This window comes from Polaromonas sp. P1_A2 (genome assembly GCF_056406895.1).
Map to the genome: position 1 here is coordinate 1 of NZ_JBFTZI010000001.1, position 22,296 is coordinate 22,296.

At 65.7% G+C, this 22,296-nt stretch carries 19 protein-coding genes; 6 read left to right on the top strand and 13 right to left on the bottom strand.

Annotated features, from left to right (window positions below):
• Window positions 1–647: 647 nt before the first annotated feature.
• Together AC1D09_RS00005 and uvrA are read right to left on the bottom strand one after the other, a co-directional pair.
• Window positions 648–1,574 carry a DMT family transporter gene (locus tag AC1D09_RS00005; RefSeq protein ID WP_477662919.1) on the bottom strand — a complete coding sequence of 309 codons (927 nt, stop codon included), beginning with the start codon at window positions 1,572–1,574 and terminating at the stop codon, window positions 648–650.
• A gap of 75 nt (window positions 1,575–1,649) precedes the next feature.
• Window positions 1,650–4,718 (bottom strand): excinuclease ABC subunit UvrA, encoded by a 3,069-nt coding sequence (gene uvrA, locus AC1D09_RS00010; RefSeq protein WP_477700889.1) that lies wholly within the window; start codon window positions 4,716–4,718, stop codon window positions 1,650–1,652.
• Window positions 4,719–4,918: 200 nt separating this feature from the next.
• Here uvrA and AC1D09_RS00015 point away from each other — a divergent pair, with 200 nt between their 5' ends.
• Both AC1D09_RS00015 and ssb read left to right on the top strand, forming a co-directional pair.
• A complete protein-coding gene (locus tag AC1D09_RS00015) occupies window positions 4,919–6,151 on the top strand; it encodes an MFS transporter (RefSeq protein WP_477662917.1) in 1,233 nt (410 codons plus the stop codon).
• A gap of 54 nt (window positions 6,152–6,205) precedes the next feature.
• Window positions 6,206–6,706, top strand: a complete 501-nt coding sequence (gene ssb, locus AC1D09_RS00020) for a single-stranded DNA-binding protein (RefSeq protein ID WP_074580455.1) — start codon at window positions 6,206–6,208, stop codon at window positions 6,704–6,706.
• A gap of 157 nt (window positions 6,707–6,863) precedes the next feature.
• On the opposite strand, the gene AC1D09_RS00025 is transcribed toward ssb, so the two are convergent.
• The 5 genes from AC1D09_RS00025 to AC1D09_RS00045 form a co-directional block, all read right to left on the bottom strand.
• Window positions 6,864–7,427 carry a DUF4124 domain-containing protein gene (locus tag AC1D09_RS00025; protein WP_477662916.1) on the bottom strand — a complete coding sequence of 188 codons (564 nt, stop codon included), beginning with the start codon at window positions 7,425–7,427 and terminating at the stop codon, window positions 6,864–6,866.
• A 141-nt stretch (window positions 7,428–7,568) separates the two neighbouring features.
• Window positions 7,569–8,477, bottom strand: a complete 909-nt coding sequence (locus tag AC1D09_RS00030; protein WP_477662915.1) for a helix-turn-helix domain-containing protein — start codon at window positions 8,475–8,477, stop codon at window positions 7,569–7,571.
• 212 nt (window positions 8,478–8,689) lie between these two features.
• Window positions 8,690–9,085, bottom strand: coding sequence for a nuclear transport factor 2 family protein (locus AC1D09_RS00035; protein WP_477662914.1), 396 nt, complete (start codon window positions 9,083–9,085; stop codon window positions 8,690–8,692).
• 4 nt (window positions 9,086–9,089) lie between these two features.
• A complete protein-coding gene (locus AC1D09_RS00040; protein ID WP_477662913.1) occupies window positions 9,090–9,989 on the bottom strand; it encodes an MBL fold metallo-hydrolase in 900 nt (299 codons plus the stop codon).
• A 63-nt stretch (window positions 9,990–10,052) separates the two neighbouring features.
• Entirely contained in the window at window positions 10,053–10,691 is a 639-nt protein-coding gene (locus AC1D09_RS00045) for a DsbA family protein (protein ID WP_477662912.1), read from the bottom strand.
• Window positions 10,692–10,766: 75 nt separating this feature from the next.
• On the opposite strand from AC1D09_RS00045, the gene AC1D09_RS00050 reads away from it, so the two are divergent.
• Window positions 10,767–11,726: a LysR family transcriptional regulator gene (locus tag AC1D09_RS00050; RefSeq protein ID WP_477662911.1), complete on the top strand. Its 960-nt coding sequence runs from the start codon at window positions 10,767–10,769 to the stop codon at window positions 11,724–11,726.
• Between the two features lie 3 nt (window positions 11,727–11,729).
• Here AC1D09_RS00050 and AC1D09_RS00055 read toward each other — a convergent pair whose 3' ends face one another.
• The 3 genes from AC1D09_RS00055 to AC1D09_RS00065 are packed head-to-tail and all read right to left on the bottom strand — an operon-like array spanning window position 11,730 to window position 14,333.
• The gene (locus AC1D09_RS00055) at window positions 11,730–12,191 is read right to left on the bottom strand and encodes a DUF2917 domain-containing protein (RefSeq protein WP_477662910.1); all 462 of its coding nucleotides are present in this window, start codon (window positions 12,189–12,191) and stop codon (window positions 11,730–11,732) included.
• A 30-nt stretch (window positions 12,192–12,221) separates the two neighbouring features.
• A complete protein-coding gene (locus AC1D09_RS00060) occupies window positions 12,222–14,048 on the bottom strand; it encodes an AfsR/SARP family transcriptional regulator (protein ID WP_477662909.1) in 1,827 nt (608 codons plus the stop codon).
• A 9-nt stretch (window positions 14,049–14,057) separates the two neighbouring features.
• Window positions 14,058–14,333: a DUF4242 domain-containing protein gene (locus tag AC1D09_RS00065; protein ID WP_477662908.1), complete on the bottom strand. Its 276-nt coding sequence runs from the start codon at window positions 14,331–14,333 to the stop codon at window positions 14,058–14,060.
• A 216-nt stretch (window positions 14,334–14,549) separates the two neighbouring features.
• Between AC1D09_RS00065 and AC1D09_RS00070 the strand changes: the two genes are divergently transcribed.
• On the top strand, window positions 14,550–15,965 hold the full coding sequence (locus AC1D09_RS00070) for a MipA/OmpV family protein (RefSeq protein WP_477662907.1): 1,416 nt from the start codon (window positions 14,550–14,552) through the stop codon (window positions 15,963–15,965).
• On the opposite strand, the gene mnmA is transcribed toward AC1D09_RS00070, so the two are convergent.
• Window positions 15,944–17,182, bottom strand: a complete 1,239-nt coding sequence (gene mnmA / locus AC1D09_RS00075) for a tRNA 2-thiouridine(34) synthase MnmA (protein ID WP_477662906.1) — start codon at window positions 17,180–17,182, stop codon at window positions 15,944–15,946. The genes AC1D09_RS00070 and mnmA overlap by 22 nt on opposite strands.
• A gap of 261 nt (window positions 17,183–17,443) precedes the next feature.
• On the opposite strand from mnmA, the gene AC1D09_RS00080 reads away from it, so the two are divergent.
• Window positions 17,444–18,991, top strand: a complete 1,548-nt coding sequence (locus AC1D09_RS00080; protein WP_477662940.1) for an OpgD/OpgG family glucan biosynthesis protein — start codon at window positions 17,444–17,446, stop codon at window positions 18,989–18,991.
• Here AC1D09_RS00080 and AC1D09_RS00085 read toward each other — a convergent pair.
• Together AC1D09_RS00085 and AC1D09_RS00090 are read right to left on the bottom strand one after the other, a co-directional pair.
• Entirely contained in the window at window positions 18,985–19,509 is a 525-nt protein-coding gene (locus tag AC1D09_RS00085) for an NUDIX hydrolase (protein WP_477662905.1), read from the bottom strand. The genes AC1D09_RS00080 and AC1D09_RS00085 overlap by 7 nt on opposite strands.
• A complete protein-coding gene (locus AC1D09_RS00090; RefSeq protein ID WP_477662904.1) occupies window positions 19,506–20,531 on the bottom strand; it encodes a LysR family transcriptional regulator in 1,026 nt (341 codons plus the stop codon). The genes AC1D09_RS00085 and AC1D09_RS00090 overlap by 4 nt, the downstream gene beginning before the upstream one ends.
• A 162-nt stretch (window positions 20,532–20,693) precedes the next feature.
• On the opposite strand from AC1D09_RS00090, the gene AC1D09_RS00095 reads away from it, so the two are divergent.
• On the top strand, window positions 20,694–22,226 hold the full coding sequence (locus AC1D09_RS00095) for a CoA-acylating methylmalonate-semialdehyde dehydrogenase (RefSeq protein WP_477662903.1): 1,533 nt from the start codon (window positions 20,694–20,696) through the stop codon (window positions 22,224–22,226).
• Window positions 22,227–22,296 lie beyond the last annotated feature (70 nt).

Consider the following 22,296-nt stretch of genomic DNA (forward strand, 5'->3'; position numbering starts at 1 on the left):
TTGCGCGCCTGCTCCCTTTGCTGAGAGCTGCTGGCCGGGGGTTGCCCGGCGGCAACTCACTTTTCTTTTGCTTCGCCAAAAGAAAAGTAAGCAAAAGAAAAGGCGACCCTGGTGTCTGCGTCCCTTCGCTTCGCTACGGGCAACCTGCGGTGCTCGGTTCAGCCGGGGTCTCGCTAAACTCGCTACGTTTCACTTCGCTCAAACAACGCGATCCCTTATCCGCCTGAACCTGCGCTCCTCGGCGCATACACAAAGGGTGGGGAGAAAAAATACCAAGACAGAAAACCACAAGGACTCGCTATGGCGAGTCCTTGTTTGTATTTGTCTTCTTGGTATTTCGGTATTCGGTTCCCGATCCCGATTGCCCCGTCCTGGCTGGGCCGAGGAGCGCAGAGACAAGCGGATCAGGGCCGGCGTTGTCTGAGCCGAAGGCGAGTTTAGCCGGACCCCGCTTGGCTCGAGCACCGCAGGTTGCCCGTAGCGAAGCGTAGGGACCCAGACTGCGGGTCGCCTTTCTTTTGGGTACTTTTCTTTGGCGAAGCAAAGAAAAGTGCCTCGCCCGCCGGGGCGAGACCCGGCCAGCTGAACCAAGAAGAGGAAAGAGGAGGATGAAGAGGAAGAGCGCGCCCGCCGGAGCAAGACCCGGCTCAACCACCCTTCTCTTCTTTCGTCACCAACCAAATCCCATAACAAACCAGCACCAGGGCCAGGCCGTTTTTCCACTCGAGGAAACGCTCGTCGAGGAACACCGCCGACAGCATGGTCCCAAAAATCGGCACCATGAAATTAAAAACGGTGATCATGCTCACGCGGTTGTACTTCAGCAAAATCGTCCACAGGGAAAACGCGGCCGATGACAGCACTACCAGGTACACCATCAGCAAGGTGGACTTGAGGGTGAAGCCCGTCAGCGAACCACCGGTGGCAAAGCCGATCAGCAACAGGGCCAGGCCGCCTATGGCCAGTTGCCAGCCGGTCAGCACCACCGAGTCCACGCGCTGCGAGACTTTTTTGCCGTAGATGCTGGCGGCCGAGAGCACAAAGGCGGCGATCACGACAAAACCTTCACCGAGCAGCGTGAAGTCGAAGCTGAGCAGGCTTTCGCTGAAGTTCACCACCATCACGCCCGCAAAACCCACCAGGCAGCCCAGCACCTTGTTGAAGCTGAGCCTGTCGTTTTTGTAGATGTAGTGCGCCAGCAGCACGCTGAAAAAAGTGCCGGTCGCATTCATGATGGAGCTCTTCACGCCGGTGGCGTAGGCCAGGCCGATGTAGAAGAACACATACTGCAGGCTGGTCTGCGTGAGGCCGACGATGGCGACCTGGCCGAAGGTCCGGCGGTCCAGCTGGAGCACCGGCTTGCGGCCGATGAAGGCGAACACCAGCAGCACCAGGCCGGCAAAAAGAAAACGCCAGCCCGCGAACACCAGCTTGGAGGGAATGTCGTCGGCGGTGATATGGAACAGCACATAGCCGTTCTTGATCGCCGGGTAGGCGCTGCCCCAGAGCAGGCAGCACAGCGAGGCCAGCAGGAAAACGATTTTGCGCTGGGTGAAAAAGGTGGAGCTGTTCAAAACCGGAATCCGTTGAAAAAAAGAAAAGGCGCGGCCTGAGCGCTACAGGCGCCCAGGCATGGCAAACAAAAAAGCCTAGAGCAGGCGCGCGAGATAACGGCCGGTATGGCTGGCCGGGTTCGCCGCGATGTCTTCCGGCGTGCCCACGCCCACCACGGTGCCGCCGCCGGCTCCCCCCTCGGGGCCCATGTCGACCAGCCAGTCGGCCGTCTTGATGACGTCCAGGTTGTGCTCGATCACGACAATCGTGTTGCCCGCGTCGCGCAGCTGGTGCAGCACCTTGAGCAACAGGTCGATGTCGGCAAAATGCAGGCCCGTCGTCGGCTCGTCGAGGATGTACAGCGTGCGCCCGGTGTCGCGCTTGCTCAGTTCCAGCGCGAGCTTGACGCGCTGCGCCTCGCCGCCCGAGAGTGTGGTCGCGGCCTGGCCCAGCTTGATGTAGGACAGGCCCACGTCCAGCAAGGTCTGCAGCTTGCGCGCGATGGTGGGCACGGCCTTGAAGAACTCGGCCGCGACCTCGACCGTGAGGTCCAGGATCTGCGCGATGTTTTTGCCCTTGTACTGGACTTCCAGCGTCTCGCGGTTGTAGCGCATGCCTTTGCAGACGTCGCAGGGCACGTACACGTCGGGCAAAAAGTGCATCTCGACCTTGACCACGCCGTCGCCCTGGCAGGCTTCGCAGCGGCCACCGGCGACGTTGAAGGAAAAGCGTCCCGCGCCGTAGCCGCGTTCGCGGGCGGTGTTCATCTCGGCCATCAGCTCGCGTATCGGCGTGAAGAGGCCGGTGTAGGTGGCCGGGTTGCTGCGCGGCGTGCGGCCTATCGGCGACTGGTCGACGTTGATGACCTTGTCGAAATGTTCTATGCCTTCGATGGACTCGTGCGCGGCGGGCTCTTCATGCGCGCGGTACAGCGTGCGGGCCACGGCGGCGTACAGCGTGTCGTTGACCAGCGTGGACTTGCCCGAGCCGGAGACGCCGGTCACGCAGGTCAGCAGGCCCACCGGAAACTCGACGCTCACGCCCTTGAGGTTGTGGCCGGTGGCGTTGATGACACGCAGCGCCTGCATGTCGCCCAGCGTGGCCTGGTGCACGGCTTCGCGCGCGGCGCGGCGTTCGGCGGCCGGGCTTTGCGGAAAGCGCGAGGCTTTTTTCTTCTCGGCGGCTTCCACCGCCTTCACCGTCGGCAGCCAGGGCGTGCGGTGTTTGGGCACGGCGATCTGCAGCGTCTGCGCCAGGTATTTGCCGGTCAGCGAGTCGGGGTTGTTCTTGACTTCGTCAAACGTGCCCTGGGCCATCACGCGACCGCCGTGGATGCCGGCGCCCGGCCCCATGTCGATGACATGGTCGGCCGCGCGAATCATGTCCTCGTCGTGCTCGACCACCAGCACGCTGTTGCCGATGTCGCGCAAATGCTTGAGCGTGCCGATCAGCCTGTCGTTGTCGCGCTGGTGCAGGCCTATGCTGGGCTCGTCCAGCACATACATCACGCCGGTCAGGCCCGAGCCTATCTGCGAGGCCAGGCGTATGCGCTGCGATTCGCCGCCCGACAGCGTTTCGGCGCTGCGGTCCAGGCTCAGGTAGTTGAGGCCCACGTCGTTGAGGAATTTCAGGCGCAGGCCGATCTCGCGCACCACCTTGGCCGCGATCTCGGCCTTGGCGCCTTCCATCTTGAGGACGTTGAAGTACTCAAAACTCTCGCGCAGCGTCGCATGGCTGATCTCGTAGATGGCCTTGCGCCCGGGCTGGGCGCCGCCTTCGGGCGCGCTGACCAGGTAGACGTGGCGCGCCTCGGTGCGCAGCCGCGTGCCTTCGCATTCGGGGCAAGGCTGCACGCTGCGGTAGCGGGCCAGTTCCTCGCGCACGGCGGCGGAGTCGGTTTCGCGGTAGCGGCGCTCGAAGTTGGTGATCACGCCTTCGAAGGGGTGCTTCTTGCTGATCTTCTTGCCGGCGAAGTTGCCCGAGTCCATCACGTAGCTGAACTTGATCTCCTCGTCGCCCGAGCCGTGCAGCACGACCTGCTGCACGTTCTCGGGCAGCTCCTCAAAGGCCGTGTCGATGTTGAACTTGTAGTGCTTGGCCAGGCTCTCCAGCATGGCGAAGTAATAGCCGTTGCGCCTGTCCCAGCCCTTGACGGCGCCGCTGGCCAGGCTGAGCGAAGGGAAGGCCACCACGCGCGCCGGGTCGAAAAACTCCATGTGGCCCAGGCCGTCGCAGGTGGGGCAGGCGCCCACCGGCGAATTGAAGGAAAAGAGCCGCGGCTCCATCTCGCTGAGTGAGTAGTCGCAGACCGGGCAGGAGAACTTGGCGCTGAACAGGTGCTCCTTGCCGGTGTCCATCTCCAGCGCGAGGGCCTTGCCGTCGGCCAGGCGCAGCGCGGCCTCGAAGCTTTCGGCCAGGCGCTGCTGCAGGTCGGCCCGCACCTTGACGCGGTCTATCACCACGTCGATGTTGTGCTTCTCGGTTTTCTTGAGTTTGGGCAACTCGTCGAACTCGTAGGCCGTGCCGTCGACGCGAAAGCGCACATAACCCTGGGACTGCATTTCGGCGAACAGGTCCACGAACTCGCCCTTGCGGTCGCGCGCCACCGGCGCCAGGATCATCAGCTTGGTGTCTTCCGGCAGGGCCAGCACCGTGTCGACCATCTCGCTGACGCTTTGCGCCTGCAGCGGCAGGTCGTGGATGGGGCAGAACGGCGTGCCGGCGCGCGCGAACAAAAGGCGCAGGTAGTCGTGGATCTCGGTCACCGTGCCCACGGTGGAGCGCGGGTTGTGCGAGGTGGCCTTCTGCTCGATGGAGATCGCGGGCGACAGGCCCTCGATCATGTCCACGTCGGGCTTGTCCATCAACTGCAAAAACTGGCGCGCGTAGGTGGACAGGCTTTCAACGTAACGGCGCTGGCCTTCGGCGTACAGCGTGTCGAAGGCCAGGCTGGACTTGCCGGATCCGCTCAGCCCGGTGATGACCACCAGCTGGTTGCGCGGGATGTCCAGGTCGATGTTCTTGAGGTTGTGCGTGCGCGCGCCGCGGATGCTGATGCGCTGCGCCGCCAGGGCCTGGGCCAGGTAGCGGGCCGGGGGCTCAGCCACGTGACGGCCTTCTGCGGCCTGGGAGGCGAGGTATTTGCTGTCGTCGGGAGAGTTCAAGATGTGGCAGCCGCAAAACTCTCCATCATAGACCGAAGCACCGTTTCAAGCACAATAGCCGTTTGGGGACGGCCTGGCTTGCCGCGCCACGGCGGCCAAATTCCGGGTTTGTTCCCGATTTGGGCCGTCTTTTGTCCGGTTTTGAGCCTTTTTTGCCTGTTTATCCCTTGTCCGAGTCCTCCGCTCCCCCGTCTTACCCCATGACCGCCACCGAGCGCCGCGCCAGCGCCTCGCTGGCGTCGATTTTTGCGCTGCGCATGCTGGGCCTGTTCCTGGTGCTGCCGGTGTTCGCGCTGGAAGCGGCCAGATACCCGGGCGGCGACGACCCGGCGCGCGTTGGCCTGGCCATGGGCGTTTACGGGCTGACCCAGGGCCTGCTGCAGATTCCCTTCGGCATCGCCTCGGACTGGTGGGGCCGCAAACCTGTGATTATTTCCGGCCTGGTGATATTTGCCCTGGGCAGCTTTGTCGCGGCCTGGGCGCCCGACCTGGACTGGCTGGTCGCCGGCCGCGCGCTGCAGGGCGCGGGCGCGATTTCGGCGGCCGTCACCGCGCTGCTGGCCGACTCCACGCGCGACGAGGTGCGCACCAAGGCCATGGCGCTGGTGGGCAGCAGCATCGCACTGATGTTCGCGCTCTCGCTGCTCGTGGCGCCCCTGCTGGCGGCCTCCATCGGCCTGTACGGCCTGTTTTCCCTGACCGGCGCGCTGGCCTTGGGCGGCATCGCGGTGGTCCTGTGGTGGGTGCCGCCCGAGCCGTTGGAGCATGCGAACCGCCCGCGCGGCAGCGTGCTCGAAGTCCTCAGGGACCCAGCCCTGCTGCGGCTGGACTTCGGCGTTTTTGTGCTGCATGCGGTGCAGCTGGCCATGTGGGTGGCGATACCGGCGCTGCTGGTGGCAGCCGGCCTCGACAAGGCCCGCCACTGGCAGGTCTACCTGCCGGCGGTGCTGGCGTCCTTCCTGGTGATGGGCATGACGCTGTTCCCGCTGGAGCGGCGCGGCTACCTGCGCGCGGCCTTCCTGGGCGCTGTGGGCCTGGTTTTTGTGGTGCAGCTCGGCCTGCTGTGGGCGGTGTCCTCAAGCCCGGGGCCGCACGGCCTGGGCCTGCTGGCCGCCTTGCTGTTCCTGTTTTTCTGCGGTTTTAATGTGCTGGAAGCCACCCAGCCCAGCCTGGCCTCCCGCGTGGCGCCCGCCCATGCGCGCGGCGCGGCGCTGGGGGTGTACAACACCCTGCAGTCGCTGGGCTTTTTTGCCGGCGGCGCTATCGGCGGCTGGGTCACCAAAACCCATGGCGCGGCGGGGCTTTTTATGCTGTGCGGCGGCCTGATGCTGGCCTGGCTGCTAGTGGCCTGGCCCATGCGGGCGCCCGGGCGCCATGCGGCCGTTACGGCCACTGGCGAGGAAGCCTTGCCGGGCCGGCCAGTTAAACTGTGAGTTATTCATAAATAGCAGGGCCCCGCTCTGTAGATCAGCTCAGGAGAACCCCTCATGGCATCCGTCAATAAAGTCATCGTCGTCGGCAATTTGGGCCGCGACCCCGAAATGCGCAGCTTCCCGAGCGGCGACCAGGTCGCCAACGTCACCATCGCCACCACCGACCGGTGGAAAGACAAGCAGACCGGCGAAATGAAGGAAGCCACCGAATGGCACCGCGTGGTGTTCAACGGCCGCCTGGCCGAAATCGTCGGCCAGTACCTGCGCAAGGGCTCGCAGGTCTATGTGGAAGGTTCGCTGCGCACGCGCAAGTGGACCGACAAGGACGGCATCGAAAAATACACCACCGAAATCCGCGCCGACCAGATGCAGATGCTGGGCAGCCGCCAGGGCATGGGCGGCCCCGGTGGGGACGACGGCGGTGGCGGCGGCTACGAAGCCCCGCGCCAGTCGGCCCCAGCGCGCGCGCCGGCGGCAGCCGCGCCACGCCAGGCCCCGGCGGCCTCCAAGCAGGCCAGCGGTTTTGACGACATGGATGACGACATTCCGTTCTAAGTCAGAAAATCAGGCGTTCTGTTGATTGAAACCCACTCTTCGAGAGAAGAGTGGGTTTTTTCTTACCCGGAGTGAGCCCCATGGACCGAGCCCGTGGGAGTCAGGCTTCGTGGCATGCATGTATTTCCCCCAGGCTTTTGGAGAATCCACTGCTTGCCTACTTGATGCAAGCCATGAAGTGGTTGTTGCCGTTGGACATGCACTGGTAGAAGGCGCGGTCCTTGCCCGTGGCGGACTGGCAGTTGGCCAGGTTGGTCTCTGCCTTGGCGCGACGCAGCCTGGCGGCATTGTTGTCGTAGTCCGCCTGGGTGATGTAGCCGGTTTTCAGGTTCTTGGCACTGACTTCCAGCGCCGTATCCGCCTGCTCCTGTGCATTCCTGACCGCGCTGGCGCAATCCAGCGGCACCTCTTTGCTGTCTTTGGTTCCCAGGGCCTTTTCCATGCCCTTGGCAAAGTCCTGCACGTCTTTGGGAATCTTTTTGGTGCCGTCGGCGTTGTATTCGGTGGGGCGTACCTTGCCGTTGTTGTCTCCGCCAAAGCTGCTGTTGCTGTGCAGCTTCAGCGCCTCACTGGGTTTATCGCTGGCGGGCGGCTGCTGGTCGTAGTGGGTTTTGCCCTGTGCATCCACCCACTTGTAGACGCCCTGAGCGTGGCTCACAGAGGCAACGGACAGCACGGCCAGACTGAGGCCGAGAAGTTTGGGACTGATCTGCAAGCGCATGGTGGGGCGAGCCGGGCAAACAAAAGACTTGGATGTTACGCAAGCGCGAGGAGGCGGTCTTGAATCAAAACGACATTTGCGGCGCGTATTGCGGAATTGGACTCAACAGAAATTGCGGCCTGTGGACAAGGTCCAGAGCCGTCAGCGCACTTTCAGCGCCTGCCTCAAGCGGTAAGGCCAATAGGACTCCTGGGTTTCAATGGCGCGTTGCAGGTCCCTTGGATTGAGGCCCGAGTAGCGCTTCACTTCCCGGCACAAGTGCGCCTGGTCGGAGAATCCCATGGCATGGGCGACGTCCACCAAAGACGGGCCTCCAAAGGCGTTGGAGCCGTGTCCCCGCGTCAATGTTGACTCCATGCGTACCAGCCCACGGATCGCACGCATGGGAAGTCCCAATTGCCCCTTGATGAGCCGCTCCCGTTGGCGCGTGCTTTGCCCTGAAGCGGATGAACGCAGTGCTACCGCATCAACCCAGTCATTGAACAAGGACAGGCCATCCGGCGGTGTTGCCACCGGCCGCGGCGCACGCACAGGTGTCCAGCGAGGCGTTAAAAAGGCCTCAATGATCTGAATGCGTTCCAGATCTTCGCCGGCCCGCAGGACGGAAATCGCCATCTGCTGCCAGTCTTTGCCAAGTACGGTTTGCAGGTTCCTGGCCTGGTCAAGCAAACCAGTCACATTCAAATGTGTCAGCGCGTGAAATGCATCCGGAAAAATAGTCAGTGAAAATCCAAGGGCCGGGCCGTGGCTTTGCCAAACCGTGGGTTGCGTGCGAGGGCCGCGCAAGACAACCCGTCTTGACGACGCGGGCCATTCACCATCGCCAAGAGGTATTGACGATCTTCCACCTTGAATCAACCAAACCATGCTGACCAGCGGAGACACCGGTAAATGACTGAAGCTTTGTTGGGGACTCAGTTGGGCGTCCAAGGTGTCGCGCACCACATAAGCGCACACGCAATCCGCGAGCAAGGGCGAAGGCAGGAATAGCGAGGTGCGCGTGCCGGGGTGTATTGCCCCGTCATCCACCTCAAGATGGTTTATTGCCATGTTTTGCCTTCAACAACGAGGCGATCAACCTCCCGGTGCCCTTTGCTTCCGGTGGGAATTTTAGCGGCTGTGCTCGATGCCGGCGCGCAAATGCGTGGCACCCGGTTCGATCGGCTTGTTCAGCACAAGCACATCGGTTGCCCTATCAACAGTCTTTTGACTAAGGCCCGCGCTCCGAGAGGAGGGCGGGCTTTTTCTTTTTTTTCTTTTTCTTAGTTGCTGCCCATGGCCTGGCGGACCAGCAGCGTGTCCGTGAACTGCTCGAAGGCCACGATCTTGCCGTTTTGCAGATGCCAGATGTGGGTGACGCGGGCCTGCAGGTCCTTTCCCGTGGCGCGATAAGTGCCGCGGTAGCTTCCCACCCCGACGATGTGCTCGCCGCCGTCGATCAGGCTTTGCAGTTCGAAGCGATAGCCGATCCAGTCCCTGCCCAGTACGGCAAAGACGTTCTCGGCCACCGCTTGCGGCCCGACCCAGGTGCCCGCGCAGGGAAACCCCGCCATCTCGGTCCAGCGCACCTGGGGCGACACATGGGCCATCATTGCGTCGATGTTTCCCTGCGCCGACGCGGCATAGTGCGCGCGGACGATGTCGATGTTCGACATCATGGCCTCAACCCCACTTCATCTCGCCCTTGGCGACTTTGGCGCCGATTTGCAGCGCCACGCCCATGCCGGCGTTCGGGTAGCGCCGGGTCATGGCCGCGATCAGGGCGCCGCTGTCGGCGGACTTGGCCAGCACTTCCTCGAAAGCCACGAGGTAGTCGCGTGTGTATTGGATCGCGCTTGCGTCCACCGCCGCCGTGACAGCCATGTGGCCGGGGACGACCACGGCGGGTTTGCGCGCGGCCATGGCGTCAAGTGCCTTCACCCATGCGGCGCGGGCCTCCGCGCCCTGCGTGTCGGCGGTCCATACGTGAACGCCGGAGAACAGCAGCACGCCGCCGAAGATGGCGTTCAGCGAAGGCACCCAGATATAGCGGCGATTCGCAAGACCGTCGACGTCGACGATCTCCAGGGCCTGGCCTTCCAGGGTCAGGGTCCGGCCGTCGAAGGCTTCGGGCATCACGATGTCGGCCAGGGCCTGCGGGCCGTTTTCCTTGAGCTGGGGGCCCCAGGTCGCCAGTTTCTTTTCCACATTGCCCTTGATGGCCGCTATCGTGGCCGGCGCGGCGATCACCTTGGCATCGGGAAATGCCGCCTTGATGGGCGCGAGGCTGAAGTAGTAATCAGGATCGCTCTGGCTGATGTAAATGGTCGTGAGCTTTTTGCCCGTGGCCTTGATGGCATCGGCCAGCGCCTTGCCGTCGGGAAGCGTGAAGCCGCCATCGATCAAGACGGCCTCGCGATCGCCGGAGATGAGGACCGGGGCGCGGAAGAATCCATGCTCGCCGGCGGGAAAGTGTTTCCAGGTCAGATTGGTATTGGCAGCCATAGCGCTTTTCACTCCTAAGATGGCCGTCGCGACACCCGCGGCGGCTACGGTTTTGAGGGTTTCTCTTCGTGTTGTCATGGTTCGCTTTCTCACGGTTAACTAAAAAAGATTCGCTGGCACGAGCTTCAATTCAGGCCCGGCTCAGGCCGTTTCGAGCTCGCTGATCAGCGCACGGGGGTTGGAATAGAAGGCCGCGTGATTCACGATCCAGCGCTTCGCGCCGGCTTCGGCAACCAGGGTCGGCACGCCGCGGGCGCCGAACTCCCGCATCAGGGCCTGTGCCCGGCCGGTGCGGGCCCGGTTCGCCGCGAGCAGTGCTTCGTCGGGCTGCATGACCATGGTTGCCGCCTGCTCAAGGCCCAGCCCGCGCAGAACGTCCGCCAGTGTGGCCAAGGAGCTCACATCCTTGCCGTCCACATAACGCGCACTTTGTATGGCCTTGAGGGCTTCGAGCTCCCTGGCCGGCGCGGTCAATGACACGGCCGTCAGCGCCACCGTAGCGGGGCCGCTGTCGAAAAGCCGCTGGCGATCACCGAGAACCTGCTGCCGGTACTGCTCGCTGAAGCGCTGACCGGTCAGGCGCTCTATGCGCTGGTCGTTGGACCAGGCGTAGGCGGCGAACTCGCTGTCCATGGGCCTTGCGCCCGCGCCGGAGAACAAGCCGGTGGGCAGCAATTCGACGCTGACGTCGGGGATTTCCAGCAAGGCGGAGAGCACCGGCGTGGCGCCGTAGCACCAGCCGCACAGCGGGTCGAAGAGGTAATGCAGGGTCTTGGTCATGGTTTGTTGGCTCACTGGCTGTGATCGTAGGCACTATCAATTGACTGTTAAAGACATCTCTGATAAACACAATGTATGTTTAAAGCAAACAATCACGACGACAGCAGCCTTGGAGGGCTGGGAAACCTGAGGCGCCTGGCCTACTTCGCGGCGGTGGTGGAAACCGGCTCCTTCACCGCGGCGGCGGATCGGCTGGGCATCACCAAGGCCGTGGTCAGCCAGCAGGTAGCCCGGCTGGAGCGCGAGTTCCGCACATCGCTGCTGGTGCGCACCACGCGCAAGGTGCAGCCCACCGCACTGGGCCAGGCCTTTTACCTGCGTTGCGCACTGATCCTGCGCGAGGCCGGGAATGCTTTCGACGACCTGGCTGAGACTTCGGCGGAGCCCTCCGGCATGCTGCGGCTCACCGCTCCCTTCGACTATGGCGTGGGTGTCGTGGTGCCGGCCATCGCCGCCTTTACCCGGCGCTACCCCGCGTGCAAGGTCGATGCGGTGCTGAGTGACCAGACCATGGACCTGATGTCCGGCAACTTCGAACTGGCGATCCGTGTCGGCTGGCTGGCTGAAACCAGCTTGCAGGCCCGAAAAATCGGCTCCTTCCGGCAACTGCTGGTGGCGCCGCCGGCCATGAAGGCACAGGTGGCGCGGCTCACGCGTCCGCAAGACATCGCCACGCTGCCTTTCGTCGCCAATACCGCCTTGCGTGAGCACCTCAGCTGGAATTTCTCGCTCAACGAGATAAAGCGCGAGGCCGTGACTGTGCAGGCCTCGATTTTTCTCGATGCCACACTGGCCGTGCGCGAAGCCGTATGCCAGGGTGCGGGGCTCTCGGTGCTGCCGGACTATGCGGTGGCCGGCGACCTTGCGGCCGGCCGTCTCATCGAGGTCCTGCCGCAATGGCAGCTGCCTTCAGGCGGCATCCACGCGGTGTTTCCGGCCGCGCGCTTTCGTCCCGCCAAGGTCCGCGCCTTTGTCGACCTGCTGGCGGACAGGGCGCAGCAAGGGCAGGCCGTCAGCGAGGTTCAGGAAGGCTGAGTTTCAGCAGTGCCGGCCCGGCTTCCGCGTCTGGCCGCCTTCCAGCGCGATGAACAAGGCATGGACCTCGCTAATTTCGCCATGGCCGCGCGCGCGCCTGGCAGCCGCTGCGGCCTGGCGCGCCAGCGCCGCGAAGCCGCGGGCCGCCACAAAAGCCAGGAAGGCCGCGCCGCCCAAGGGCCGGGCCAGCAGGGCGCCGGCCAGGGCCGGGCGGCGGGGCTCCCAGTGCAGGCTCACGCCCCGCGTGCTTTCCGCGGGCTCGATCACCGCGTTCTCGTGGTCGCCAAGGCGCACGCGTTGGCCGGCAGCGATGAAGTGGTCGCCGGGGTCCTTGCCCCGCGTGAGCCAGAGCCGGCCGCGCAGCACCGTCAATTCACCGCCGCGCCGGGGCAGGCGCAGCGCCTGGCCTGGCAGCAGGCGCCGGGTTCCACCGCGAAACACGGCGTCTTTGGGTTTTGTCTTCATCATCAAGCTCTTGGGGTGTCGTCGCCGCTGTCAAAGCCCGGCGAGGGCGTGCAGCACGGGGTTGTCGATCTGGCCGGCGAGCAAGCCGGCCGCGGCCGTGCTCGCGCTGTCGCCCAGCGCGCCGCGGTGCAGGCAGGCGCGCACCGTGAGCTCGCGCATGCCGCTGCGCGCGGCCAGGTCCTGCAGCTCGTTGATCCAGGCCGAGGCCTGGGGCATGGCATCGGCCACCGCGACGCCGCACAGCGCATCGAGCGCATAGCCCTTGCCCCACAGGTAGGCGTCGGGCAGGCGCACGCAGCGCGCCAGCGCGTCGACCAGGATTTCGGCCGCGCGCCGCGGTTCGCCACGCGCCATGGCCACCCGCCCCAATCCGCGGCCGGCAATGCCTTCCCAGCAAGGGTCGCCGATCTGGCAGCCGAGCGCAAAGGCATGCTCGAAACGGTTCGCGGCGGCCTCCACGTCGCCGCGCAGCAGGTCGACCTCGGCCCGCAGCGATTGCGGCCAGGGCACAAAAGCGGTCCAGCCCGGCTGGGCCAGGGCCACCGAGCGGTCCAGGGCGTCGGCGGCGGCGTCCAGCTCGCCGTGCAGCAGCAGCGCGCGCCCCAGCATGGACAGCGCATAGGCGAGCTGTTTGGGGTCGCCGGCCGCGGCGCCCAGCGCCTCGGCTTCGTGCAGCAGGCTGATGGCGGCCGCGTAGTGCGCGGTGTCGCTGAGCGCGCTGCCGTGCACGGTGGCGATGCGCGCCTGCTCCGCGCGGTCGCTGCCTGCCAGCGGCGCGGCGCGCTGCAGCCAGGCCAGCGTGCGCTCGTAGCGGCCGCGCAGGAATTCGACATAACCGAGCTCGCGGCAAGCCGCTGCGGCGATTGCCGGCGAGGCGTCCCGGCCCACCTCCAGGGCTTCGTGAAGCGCCGTGGCGCCTTCCTCGTCGCGGCCGCGGGCGGCATGCACCAGCGCGCCGCCCAGGGCCACGCGGGCACGCGCGCGCAGCGCCGTGTCGCCGGTAGCGTCGGCCTCGACGATGGCGCGGCGCAGGCATTGCAGGCCGGCGTCGAGCGCTCCGGCGCCTATGGCGGCCTCCCCGGCCTCCAGCTGCGCCAGTGCCGCGGCGCGCCCGGTGGCCGGCCGCGCGGTGGGCGTCGCGGTGGCGGTGCGCAGGGCGGCATCCAGTGTGGCGCCCGGCTGCACGCCGAGTTCGCGCTGGAACAATTCACGGCAGGCGGCGGCCTGGCGCGCCGCGCCCACACCGTCGCCGCAAGCGGCCAGGCTGCGCACCAGCAGCGCCTGGTAGTTTTCGTCCAGCGGGTTGTGGCGCACCAACCGGGCGGCCAGTGTGGCGGCTTCGGCCATGGCGCCTGCCGCCATGCGGGCCAGCGCGGCCTCACGCAGCACGGCCTCGGCGGCGGCCTGAAGGTGGCGGCGTTCCGTGGCGAGCCAGACCTCGAAGGCCGGGCTGCCTGAAAAATTCATGCCTTCGAGCAGCTCGCGGTCCAGGCCGGGCACGCACAAGGCTTGCGCCCAGCTTCCCGACAGCACGGCCCCGAGGTCGAGGTAGGTCGCGGGCGGCAGCGCAAGCGCCAGCAGGTCACCGCGTAAATCCGCGCTGTCCAGCAGGCGCCGCAGTTCACTGAGGTTCCAGCGCAAGGCGGCCAGCGGGTCTTCGGCATCCTCGAACAGCAGCCCCGCCAGCTGCTTGCGGCTGACCGGCGACTCGCTGCGGACCAGGTAGGCCAGCAGGCCCCAGACCTTGTGGCCGCGCGGCGCCGGCAGGGGTTTGCCGTCCCGCTCCACCCGCGGCGGGCCGAGCAGGTGGATGGCAAGCCCCAAAGGCGGCATGTCGTTCGGGGCTTGCGGATCCACGGGCGGGCCTCAGGCTTCGGCGGTGGTGGGGTCTATGACGCCGGTGACCCGCGCGACGGAGTCCGCCGGGAAGCCGCCCCTGCGCGCATGTTCCCTCACGAGTTCCTCGCTGGCGGCGTTGTAGACGCAGTACATCTTGCCTCCCGTCAGGTAGCTTTGCACCCACTGCACCTCGGGGCCGAGTTCGCGCAGCACGCCGCACGATTTCTGGGAAATGGAGTGCAGCTCGGCTGGCTTGAGGGCGCCGAGTCCGGGGATGGCACGTTCGATCACGAATTTGGGCATAACAGTCTCCGTTGAGTGAATGGAGACCCGACGATAGGCAGTGTACGTGTGAGCCGGCGTGTGAGGGTAAAGCCCCGCATGAAGACATCGGCCTATCCGATCTGTGCCTGTTTTCTTACAAATCGGCCGGGGGAAATGCATTGTTCGTGGATAGCATCGAGGGTGTTTGCCACGCCTGCCCGGGCACGGCCGGCATCCAACACCTTTAAAAAAATGATGAACCGTCTCCCTTTGCTCTCTTTGCCGCGCGGCATCCTGCGCGGTTTCGCCCTTGCGCTGGGCGGGCTGTGCGCGGCCGCGACTGCCCTGGCCGGCGGCAACGTCGAGCCGATTACCGACATTCTTCCGGCCACGGGCAGCGCCGGGCTCGGCATGGTGATGCGCGTCGAGCGCTCGCCCTACAAGGACGCGGGCAGCCGCTACGACCTGCTGCCGCTCTACCTTTACGAAGGCGAGCGGCTGTTCCTGCATGCCAACCGCGGCGGCGTGAAGCTGCTCAACGGCGACGAGCGGCGGCTGGACCTTTTTGTGGAGCAGCGCCTGGAAGGCTTTCCCACCGAGCGCCTGCCGGCCAGCCTGGCCGGCATGTCGGCACGCGATTCCGCCATCGACCTGGGCCTGGCCTACCGCTGGCGCCAGCCCTGGGGCACGCTGCAGGCCGAGCTGGTGCACGACATTGGCAATACCTACAAGGGCAATGAATTTCGCCTGGGCTACACCTATGACTGGCGCTCCGGCCCCTGGATGCTGCGCCCCAGCCTGACGGTGGCGTTTCGCGATGCCAAGCTCAACAACTATTACTACGGGGTGCAGGCCGGCGAGGCCACGGCCAGCCGTCCCGCCTATGCACCGGGCGCGGGTGTGCAGACTTCCCTGGGGCTTTACGGTTCTTACGACCTGACGGAGCGCTGGCGCCTGCTGGCCGGCGTGTCGGCGACCTTCCTGGGCAACAAGGTCAAGGACAGCCCCATCGTGCAAAAAAGCGTGCTGCCCGCGGTGTATGTGGGCGCGGCCTACGACTTCGGCGGCCACAAGCGCGAATGGGCCGAGAACGACACGCCCACCTACTTCAAGGTGCTGTACGGCAAGTCCACCGAGGACGGCTGCCACCTGGCCAAGATCATCACGGCGCAGTGCCTGTCGACGGCCAAGACCAATGCCACCAGCATCACCGGCATCCAGGTCGGCAAGCCTTTCCTCAACAACGTGAACGGCTGGCCGCTGGACTTCATCGGCTATGTGGGCCTGACGCAGCACAACGAGCGCGGCCTGCAGGCCAACGGCGTGCAGCTCGATCTGTTCATGAAGGCCGTGTACTCGGGCTTCCCCTGGAGCGGCCGCGTGAAGACCCGGCTGGGCCTGGGCGTGGGGGTGTCGATGGCGCAACGCGCCCCTTACATCGAGTCTTCCAGCCTGGCGGCCAACGGCAAGCCGGCCTCGCGCATGCTCAACTTCCTGGACCCGACCCTGGACGTGAGCCTGGGTGATTTGATCGGCTACCGGCCGCTCAAGGAAACCTATATCGGCTTCGGCGTGTCGCACCGCTCGGGCATTTTTGGCTCGTCGCGCCTGCTGGGCAACGTCAACGGCGGCTCCAACTACATCTACACCTACGTCGAAACGGCGCTGTGACGCGCCGCGCCAGCGTGGGGCGGCGTGGCCGCGGGCTGGTTCTGCACATTGCTGGCGGTGATCACGCCGCCGCCCAGGCAGACCTCGCCCTGGTAAAGCACGGCCGACTGCCCGGGCGTGACCGCCCACTGCGCATCGGCAAAGGCCAGCTCGCAGCTGTCGCTGGAGACCTGGCGCAGCTCGCAGGCCGCGTCGGCCTGCCGGTAGCGCGCCTTGGCGGCCATGGCGCCGGGCACGGGCGCGCTGCCGGCCACCCAGCTGCAGTCCTGCGCCGTCAGCACCGTCGATTGCAGCCAGGGATGGTCATGGCCCTGCACCACCCACAGCGTGTTCGTCTCGAGGTCCTTGCGCGCGACAAACCAGGGTTCGTGCTCGCCCACGCCGCGCAGCCCGCGCGCCTGCGCGGCCTTGAGGTCGGCGCCCCTGGCTTTGACGCCGCCTATGCCCAGGCCCTGGCGCTGGCCCAGCGTGTAGAAGGACAGTCCCACATGTTCGCCGAGCACGCGGCCCTTGTCGTTTTTGATCGGGCCGGGCGCCTTGGCGATGTAGCGGTTCAGGAAATCGCGGAAGGGGCGCTCGCCGATAAAGCAGATGCCGGTCGAGTCTTTTTTCTTCGCATTGGGCAGGCCGATCTCGTCGGCGATGCGGCGAACCTCGGTCTTGTGCAGCTCGCCCACCGGGAACAGTGTCTTTGACAGCTGCGCCTGGTTCAGGCGGTGCAGGAAATAGCTCTGGTCCTTGGCCGGGTCCAGGCCCTTGAGCAGTTCGTGCAGGCCGGTGGCTTCATTCCTGCGGACTCTCGCATAGTGGCCGGTGGCGATTTTTTCGGCACCCAGGCGCATGGCGTGGTCCAGGAAGGCCTTGAACTTGATCTCGGCGTTGCACAGGATGTCGGGGTTGGGCGTGCGGCCGGCCTGGTATTCGCGCAGGAATTCGGCGAACACGCGGTCCTTGTAGTCGGCCGCGAAATTGACGTGTTCTATTTCTATGCCGATGACGTCGGCCACCGCGGCGGCGTCGACAAAATCGATGTTGGACGAGCAATACTCGCTGTCGTCGTCATCTTCCCAGTTCTTCATGAAGATGCCTATGACCTCGTGGCCCTGCTGTTTGAGCAGGTGCGCCGTCACCGCGGAGTCCACCCCGCCGCTCAGGCCGACGACGATGCGTTGCCGCTTGCCGCCGTGGCTGTGTGTGTTGATTTGCGGGTTGCCCATGGCCCCATTGTAAAAAGGCGAAGGCTTTTGCGCCGGCTTCGGGCCTTACGGCCCTGCCGGCCCTACGGCTGTAGGCCAAAGGCGGGCGCCCGCCAGGGGAAAATCACCGGGTTTGCTGAGCCATTCGGACTAATGTCGAGGGCCGCGGCGCGTCGCCGCGCATGTTTCCAGCACAATGGAAAGCCCTTTCTTGCAGGAGCTGCCACTTTGCAAAGACGTCAATTTCTTTTCCGCACCGGTCGTGCCGCCGCGGCTGCCGGCATGGCCGCCGGGCTGCCATGGCTTTCGTCGCTGGCCCAGGCCGCGGGCCTCAAACCCGTGGGCAAGGCCCAGGCCTTCGACTACGCGGCGCTCAAGGGCCAGGCGCGCGACCTGGCCGCCAAACCCTACCGGAGCCGGGCCGTGGCCTTGCCGTCCGGTATTGCGGACCTGAACTGGGACCAGCACCAGGCCATCCGCTTTCGGGACGACCATGCCTTGTGGGGCGATGACAAGCTGCGGTTTGTGGCCAAATTTTTCCACCTCGGCCTGTATTTCAAGACGCCGGTGCGCATGCACGAAGTGAGCAACGGCCAGGCCCAGGAACTGGCCTATGACCCGGCCATGTTCGACTACGGGAAAAGCGGCGTGCGGGGCGAGCAACTGCCCGCCGACCTCGGTTTTGCCGGCTTTCGCCTCAATTTCCACACCGACCCGGTGCGCGACGTGGCGGCCTTCCTGGGCGCCAGCTACTTTCGCGCGGTGGGCGGCGAATGGCAGTACGGCCAGTCGGCACGGGGCCTGGCCGTCGACACGGCGCAAACCTTCCCGGAGGAGTTTCCGGATTTCATCGGCTACTGGCTCGAAAAACCGGACCCAAACGCGGCTTCACTGACCGTCTACGCGCTGCTGGACTCGCCGAGCGTCAGCGGCGCCTACCGCTTTGTGATCACGCCGGGCGACACGCAAATCATGGACCTGGACGTGGCGCTGTACCCGCGCAAGACCATAGACCGCCTGGGCATCGCGCCGTGCACCAGCATGTTCCAGACCGGCGAAAACGACAGGCGCATGGGCTGGGACTGGCGCGGCGAAATCCACGACACCGACGGCCTGGCCATGCACAGCGGCACGGGCGAATGGCTGTGGCGCCCCTTGACCAACCCGGCGCAACTGCAGTTCAACGCCTTCCAGGACGACAACCCGCGCGGTTTCGGCCTGATGCAGCGCGACCGGAACTTTGACCACTACCAGGACGACGGCGTGTTCTACGAAAAGCGCCCCAGCCTGTGGGTCGAGCCCAAGGCGGGCTGGGGCGCGGGCGCGGTGCAGCTGGTGGAGATCCCGACCGTGGACGAAACCTTTGACAACATCGTGGCCTTCTGGAACCCCAAGGACAAGCCGCAGGCGGGGCAGGAACTGCTGTTTTCCTACAGGCTGCACTGGGGCGGCCAGCCGCCCGCCGCGCAAGGGCCGCTGGCGCGCTGCGTGGCCACACGCACCGGCCTGGGCGGCGTGGTCGGGCAAAAGCGCACCGCCTACTCACGGCGCTTTGCGGTTGATTTTGCGGGCGGCGACCTTGCGCTGCTGAAAGCCGGGGCCCCGGTCAAGGCCGTGATCACCGCCTCGCGCGGCACGCTTGAATTGACCTCGGCCCGGCCGCTGGACGCCATCAAGGGCTGGCGCGCCATGTTCGACCTGCGCCCCGAGGGCGAGAGCACGGCACCCATCAACCTGCGCATGCATTTGCAGGTCGACGGCCAGCCCTTGACGGAAACCTGGCTGTACCAGTGGGCGCCGCCGCCCGTGGCGCAGCGGATTTTTTACTGAGCCCCGCCCTGGCCCAGGGGTGCATGCACGCTGGCATCCGTGGTCACCAGCTCCAGCGGGTAGCGTTTGCCGGCCAGGTAGTCTTCCAGGCAGGTCAGCAGCAGGGGGCTGCGGTGCATGGGCACGCTGGCCCGGATCTCGTCGGCCGTCAGCCAGACGGTGCGCACAATGCCTTCGTCCAGCGCCTGGCCGGGCACGTGCTCGCCGAGCTCGCCGCAAAACGCGAAGCGCAAATAGGTGATGTCCAGCGGCTGGTCCTGGCCGGGCACGGCGCGCTCGAAGCGCGACAGGTAGACGCCGACGATGGCCGTCGGCTTGAAGTGCCAGGCGGCCTCCTCCAGCGTTTCGCGGGCGCAAGCCTGAACCGGGCTTTCGCCTGGGTCCAGGTGGCCGGCGGGGTTGTTGAGCTTGAGGCCGTCCCGGGTCTCCTCCTCCACCAGCAGGAACCTGGGGACGCCGTCGATTATTTTTTCTATGACCGCAGCGACCGTGACGCTGGGCTTCCATCGATTGTTCATGCTTTGATTATCCGTGGCGCGCGTGACAGTGCTTCCGGGTGTTTTTCCTCGCCAGCTTGTCGCTGTGCCGGCGCCGGCTGCGCGGCGCCGAAGCCGCGGGCAAAACTCTCGCGCAGGTGCTCGACAAAGCACTGCACGGCCTTGGGCACCTGGGCCGACCAGGGCCTCAGGGCATAGATACGCTCGCCGAAGAAGCCCTGCACCTGCCAGTCGGGCAGCACATGGACCAGGGGCGCCTGCTGGCCGACACCCGGGGGCACGCTGAAGTCCGGCAGCAGCCCTATGCCCAGGCCGGCCACCAGCGCTTCGCGCAGCACCTCGCTGTTGTTGGCCTTGAGCGTGCCGCTGATGCTGACGCCGACCTGCTCGCGCGACTTGCGTTTGCCGTTGCGCATAAAGGTCCAGCTGGCCGTGTTGTGGTTGCCCAGGTAGAGCAGGCAGTCGTGGCCCGCGAGTTCCGCGGGCTGGGTGGGCACGCCGCGCCGCGCCAGGTAATCGGGGCTGGCCAGCAGGATGGAGCGCGTTTCGCACAGCACCCAGGCCACATGGGTGTCGGGCGGCGTGTTGGTATGGCGTATCGCCAGGTCGAAGCCCTCGTTGGCTAGGTTCACGAAGCGGTCGGTCAGCTCGAGCTCAATGTGGATTTCGGGAAAGCGCTTGAGGAAGGCCGCCACGCAGGGCGCCAGGTGCTGGCGCCCCAGTGCCACCGGCGCCGTCACGCGTATCAGCCCGCGCGGCGTGCCCACCAGGTCTTTCACGGCCGAATAGCTTTCGCTGATGCGGGCAAAGGCCGGCTGCATGCCGTTGACCAGCTGCTGGCCGGCTTCGGTCAGGCCCACCGAGCGTGTGGTGCGCCGCACCAACATCACGCCGGCGGCGCGCTCCAGCTCGCTGATGCGCATGCTGGCCGAAGCCTTGGAGACGCCCAGGCGGCGCGCCGTCTCGGTGAAGCTGCGGGTGGCCGCCAGCACCGTCAGCAGGTGCAGGTCGGCCACAAGAGGGGAGAGCTGGTCGGAAGACATGGTGCGGGCGCCGGATCGCCCCAGCCCTCGATTGTTCAGGAATATGAACAATGTAATCACAAATGAGGGAGTTATCAATCCGGCCCTGCAGGCCTAGACTGCCAGCAGGCCGCCCCTTTCGGGCTCCCGCCGGCCGCCAGGCCACCTCCAGAGGATTTCCCCATGTCTTTATCACCCGCCGCCGCTCCCCAGGCCACCATTGGCCACTACCTCAACGGCCGCGTCGCCGCACCGACCTCGGGCCGCAGCCAGGAGGTCTTCAACCCCGCGACCGGCGCGGTGTCGGGCCACGTCGCGCTGGCCAGCACGGCCGAGGTCGACGCCGCCGTGGCGTCCGCGCAGGCGGCCTTCCCGGCCTGGGCCGACACGCCGCCGCTGCGCCGCGCGCGCGTGCTGTTCAAGTTCCTGGAGCTGCTCAACCAGAACAAGGACAAGCTGGCCCACATGATCACCGCCGAGCACGGCAAGGTCTTCACCGATGCGCAGGGCGAGGTTTCGCGCGGCATCGATATCGTGGAATTCGCCTGCGGCATCCCGCAGCTGCTCAAGGGCGATTTCACCGACCAGGTCAGCACCGGCATCGACAACTGGACGCTGCGCCAGCCCCTGGGCGTGGTGGCCGGCATCACGCCTTTCAACTTCCCGGTGATGGTGCCAATGTGGATGTTCCCGGTGGCGATTGCCGCCGGCAACTGTTTTGTGCTCAAGCCCAGCCCCATAGACCCCAGCCCCAGCCTGTTCATGGCCGACCTGCTCAAGCAGGCGGGCCTGCCCGACGGCGTCTTCAACGTGGTACAGGGCGACAAGGAGGCGGTCGACGCGCTGCTGGTGCACCCGGACGTCAAGGCCGTGTCTTTTGTCGGCTCCACGCCGATTGCCAACTACATCTATGAAACCGGCGCCCGCCACGGCAAGCGCGTGCAGGCCCTGGGCGGCGCGAAGAACCACATGGTGGTCATGCCCGACGCCGACCTCGAGCAGGCAGTGGACGCGCTGGTAGGCGCGGGCTACGGCTCGGCCGGCGAGCGCTGCATGGCGATCTCGGTGGCGGTGCTGGTCGGCAATGTGGCCGACAAGCTGGTGCCCATGCTGGAGGCGCGCGCCAAAACGCTGGTGGTCAAGAACGGCGTGGAGCTCGACGCTGAGATGGGCCCCATCGTCACCGCGGCCGCGCACCAGCGCATCACCGGCTATATAGACACCGGCGTGAAGGAAGGCGCAAAGCTGCTGGTTGACGGCCGCGGCTTCAAGGGCGCGCAGGCCGGCGCCGGCTGCGACAAGGGCTTCTGGATGGGCGGCACGCTGTTCGACCACGTCACGCCCGGCATGCGCATCTACAAGGAAGAGATCTTCGGCCCGGTGCTGGGCTGCGTGCGCGTGAAGGATTTCGCCGAGGCGGTGGAGCTCATCAACGCCCATGAGTTCGGCAATGGTGTGAGCTGCTTTACCCGCGACGGCCATGTGGCGCGCGAATTCAGCCGCCGCATCCAGGTCGGCATGGTCGGCATCAATGTGCCCATTCCCGTGCCCATGGCCTGGCACGGCTTCGGCGGCTGGAAAAAGAGCCTCTTTGGCGATATGCACGCCTATGGCGAAGAGGGCGTGCGCTTTTACACCAAGCAGAAATCCATCATGCAGCGCTGGCCCGAAAGCATTGGCAAAGGTGCCGAATTCGTGATGCCAACGGCCAAGTAGTCCAAGGCAAGACAGGCTGAGAAAGCCCCGTCGGCCGCATGGCGGCTGGCGGGGCTTTTTTTCGGGCGCC

Excerpts from the sequence above, each read along its gene's own strand:
- AC1D09_RS00015 (WP_477662917.1), top strand. The coding sequence starts at position 4,919 with ATGACCGCCACCGAGCGCCGCGCCAGCGCCTCGCTGGCGTCGATTTTT.
- ssb (WP_074580455.1), top strand. The coding sequence starts at position 6,206 with ATGGCATCCGTCAATAAAGTCATCGTCGTCGGCAATTTGGGCCGCGAC.
- AC1D09_RS00025 (WP_477662916.1), bottom strand. The coding sequence starts at position 7,427 with ATGCGCTTGCAGATCAGTCCCAAACTTCTCGGCCTCAGTCTGGCCGTG.
- AC1D09_RS00030 (WP_477662915.1), bottom strand. The coding sequence starts at position 8,477 with ATGGCAATAAACCATCTTGAGGTGGATGACGGGGCAATACACCCCGGC.
- AC1D09_RS00035 (WP_477662914.1), bottom strand. The coding sequence starts at position 9,085 with ATGATGTCGAACATCGACATCGTCCGCGCGCACTATGCCGCGTCGGCG.
- AC1D09_RS00040 (WP_477662913.1), bottom strand. The coding sequence starts at position 9,989 with ATGACAACACGAAGAGAAACCCTCAAAACCGTAGCCGCCGCGGGTGTC.
- AC1D09_RS00045 (WP_477662912.1), bottom strand. The coding sequence starts at position 10,691 with ATGACCAAGACCCTGCATTACCTCTTCGACCCGCTGTGCGGCTGGTGC.
- AC1D09_RS00050 (WP_477662911.1), top strand. The coding sequence starts at position 10,767 with ATGTTTAAAGCAAACAATCACGACGACAGCAGCCTTGGAGGGCTGGGA.
- AC1D09_RS00055 (WP_477662910.1), bottom strand. The coding sequence starts at position 12,191 with ATGAAGACAAAACCCAAAGACGCCGTGTTTCGCGGTGGAACCCGGCGC.
- AC1D09_RS00065 (WP_477662908.1), bottom strand. The coding sequence starts at position 14,333 with ATGCCCAAATTCGTGATCGAACGTGCCATCCCCGGACTCGGCGCCCTC.
- AC1D09_RS00070 (WP_477662907.1), top strand. The coding sequence starts at position 14,550 with ATGAACCGTCTCCCTTTGCTCTCTTTGCCGCGCGGCATCCTGCGCGGT.
- mnmA (WP_477662906.1), bottom strand. The coding sequence starts at position 17,182 with ATGGGCAACCCGCAAATCAACACACACAGCCACGGCGGCAAGCGGCAA.
- AC1D09_RS00080 (WP_477662940.1), top strand. The coding sequence starts at position 17,444 with ATGGCCGCCGGGCTGCCATGGCTTTCGTCGCTGGCCCAGGCCGCGGGC.
- AC1D09_RS00085 (WP_477662905.1), bottom strand. The coding sequence starts at position 19,509 with ATGAACAATCGATGGAAGCCCAGCGTCACGGTCGCTGCGGTCATAGAA.
- AC1D09_RS00090 (WP_477662904.1), bottom strand. The coding sequence starts at position 20,531 with ATGTCTTCCGACCAGCTCTCCCCTCTTGTGGCCGACCTGCACCTGCTG.
- AC1D09_RS00095 (WP_477662903.1), top strand. The coding sequence starts at position 20,694 with ATGTCTTTATCACCCGCCGCCGCTCCCCAGGCCACCATTGGCCACTAC.